The sequence below is a fragment of the Glycocaulis sp. genome (genome assembly GCF_052168375.1).
Taxonomy (GTDB): Bacteria; Pseudomonadota; Alphaproteobacteria; order Caulobacterales; family Maricaulaceae; genus Glycocaulis.
The window spans coordinates 1-1805 of record NZ_JBQLZR010000313.1; the positions used below are offsets into that span (position 1 = coordinate 1).

The following is a 1805-nucleotide window of genomic DNA, read 5'->3' on the forward strand; positions in this document are numbered from 1 at the left end:
CGCCCGCGACTTTTCGCGGAACATCGCAACGCGGATGCGTTGCGGAACTAAAGACAGGTTTCCTACCGCACCTTTGCCTCATAGGCTGCGCGGCGCTCATCCAGCAGCGGTTTGACCGCCTCGCGCTCGGCATCGCTCAGCTTCGTCCAGCGCCCAAGCTCTTCCATTGTACGAAAACAGCCCACGCAAACGCCCTCGCGCGGATCGACGAAACAGACCTTGATGCAGGGTGACCAGACGGGAGCGTTCATGGCTTCCACATAAGGCGTGCACCCCCGTGCCTGCAAGCGCTTCCCCTTTGTCTGCACCCTGCCTATTGTGCGGGTCAGACAGGCGGGCTAGCACCCGCGCTTTCACGCATCACGGCCGGGTGCCGCGGGGGAAATACATGGAAGATCTCGGCCTGCAATTGCGCAGCCTCCTTGGCGTGTTCGCCTTTGTCGCCATCGCCTGGGCGCTCGGTCCGCGCAAGATGCCGCCCTGGGTTCTGATTCTGGGCGCTGTCATCGTGCAGTTCGCCATCGCCTTTGCGCTCTACAGCTTTGAACCGACGCGCGCCTTCCTCGCTTCGCTGACCAGCGTTGTGGAAGTGCTGCAGGCGGCGACAACGCAAGGCACCAGCTTCGTGTTCGGCTATGTCGGCGGCGGGGAAAGCCCCTTCCTCCTCAATCCGGAATCCAGCGCCTCCACCTTCATCTTTGCCTTTCAGGCCTTGCCGATGGTGATCGTGCTGTCGGCGGTCTCCGCCCTGCTCTGGCGCTGGCGGGTGCTGGAATTTGCCGTGCGCGGCTTTGCGCTCCTGTTCCGGCGCATCCTGAACCTGTCGGGCGCGGCGAGCCTTGGCGCGGCGGCCAACATCTTCCTCGGGATGACCGAAAGCCCGGTGCTGATCCGTCCGCGCCTGCCCACGATGAGCCGGTCTGACCTCTTCCTCATTATGACAGTGGGTTTCTCCACCGTCGCAGGCTCGGTGATGGCGATCTATGTCAGCCAGCTCTCCGGCATTGTTGCCGACGCAGCGGGCCATATCCTGACCGCCTCGCTGATCTCGGTTCCGGCCGCCGTGCTGCTGGCCCGCCTGATGCACCCGCAGGACGAGACCGAGGAACAGGCCGGCAAGGAGAAGATCCCGGTCAACCTCTATCACTCCTCCATGGATGCGCTGACCACCGGGGTGTCTGACGGTGTGCGCCTGTTCATCAACATCATCGCGATGCTGCTGGTCTTCACCGCCATCGTGGCGCTGATCAATTTCTCGCTGGCCGCCATCGGCGAGATCAACGGTGCGCCGCTTTCGGTCGAACGCGTCCTTGGCTGGCTCTTTGCCCCACTGGTCTGGCTGGCCGGCATCCCGTGGGCCGAGGCCCAGACCGCCGGCTCCATCATGGGGCTGAAGACCGCGCTGAACGAGATTTTCGCCTATGACGCGCTGGCCGGTGCTGGCGACGCCCTCTCGCCGCGCTCACGCCTGATCATGACCTATGCGGTGTGCGGCTTTGCCAATTTCTCATCCGTAGGCATCCTGATCGGCGGGCTGATTGCAGTTGCGCCCTCTCGCCGGGCGGACATTCTCTCGCTCGCGCCGCGCGCGCTCATTTCCGGCACATTGGCCACGCTGATGACGGGCGCTGTGATCGGCGCGCTGCCGGGCGGTCTGTTCGGGCTTTAAAAGCCCCTCGTCCTTCGAGACGCTCACTAACGTTCGCCCTCAGGATGAGGCGCGCAAAGCGCGTATCAACATGAGGGTGGAACCTCTAATCCCCCGCCTTCGGCCAGAGTTTGGACCGCAGCCAGCCGGGCGTGGA

General features: G+C 63.9%; 2 protein-coding genes. One reads left to right on the forward strand and one right to left on the reverse strand.

Annotated features, from left to right (window positions below; genetic code table 11):
• Positions 1-62 precede the first annotated feature (62 nt).
• Positions 63-251 (reverse strand): DUF1289 domain-containing protein, encoded by a 189-nt coding sequence (locus ACTS2Z_RS13005; RefSeq protein ID WP_442573638.1) that lies wholly within the window; start codon positions 249-251, stop codon positions 63-65.
• A gap of 137 nt (positions 252-388) precedes the next feature.
• Between ACTS2Z_RS13005 and ACTS2Z_RS13010 the strand changes: the two genes are divergently transcribed.
• Positions 389-1669, forward strand: a complete 1281-nt coding sequence (locus ACTS2Z_RS13010) for a NupC/NupG family nucleoside CNT transporter (RefSeq protein WP_442573639.1) — start codon at positions 389-391, stop codon at positions 1667-1669.
• The last annotated feature ends 136 nt before the right edge of the window (positions 1670-1805 follow it).

Bases quoted from the DNA above. Each gene is read 5' to 3' on its own strand.
- ACTS2Z_RS13005 (WP_442573638.1), bottom strand. From the start codon at position 251: ATGAACGCTCCCGTCTGGTCACCCTGCATCAAGGTCTGTTTCGTCGAT.
- ACTS2Z_RS13010 (WP_442573639.1), top strand. From the start codon at position 389: ATGGAAGATCTCGGCCTGCAATTGCGCAGCCTCCTTGGCGTGTTCGCC.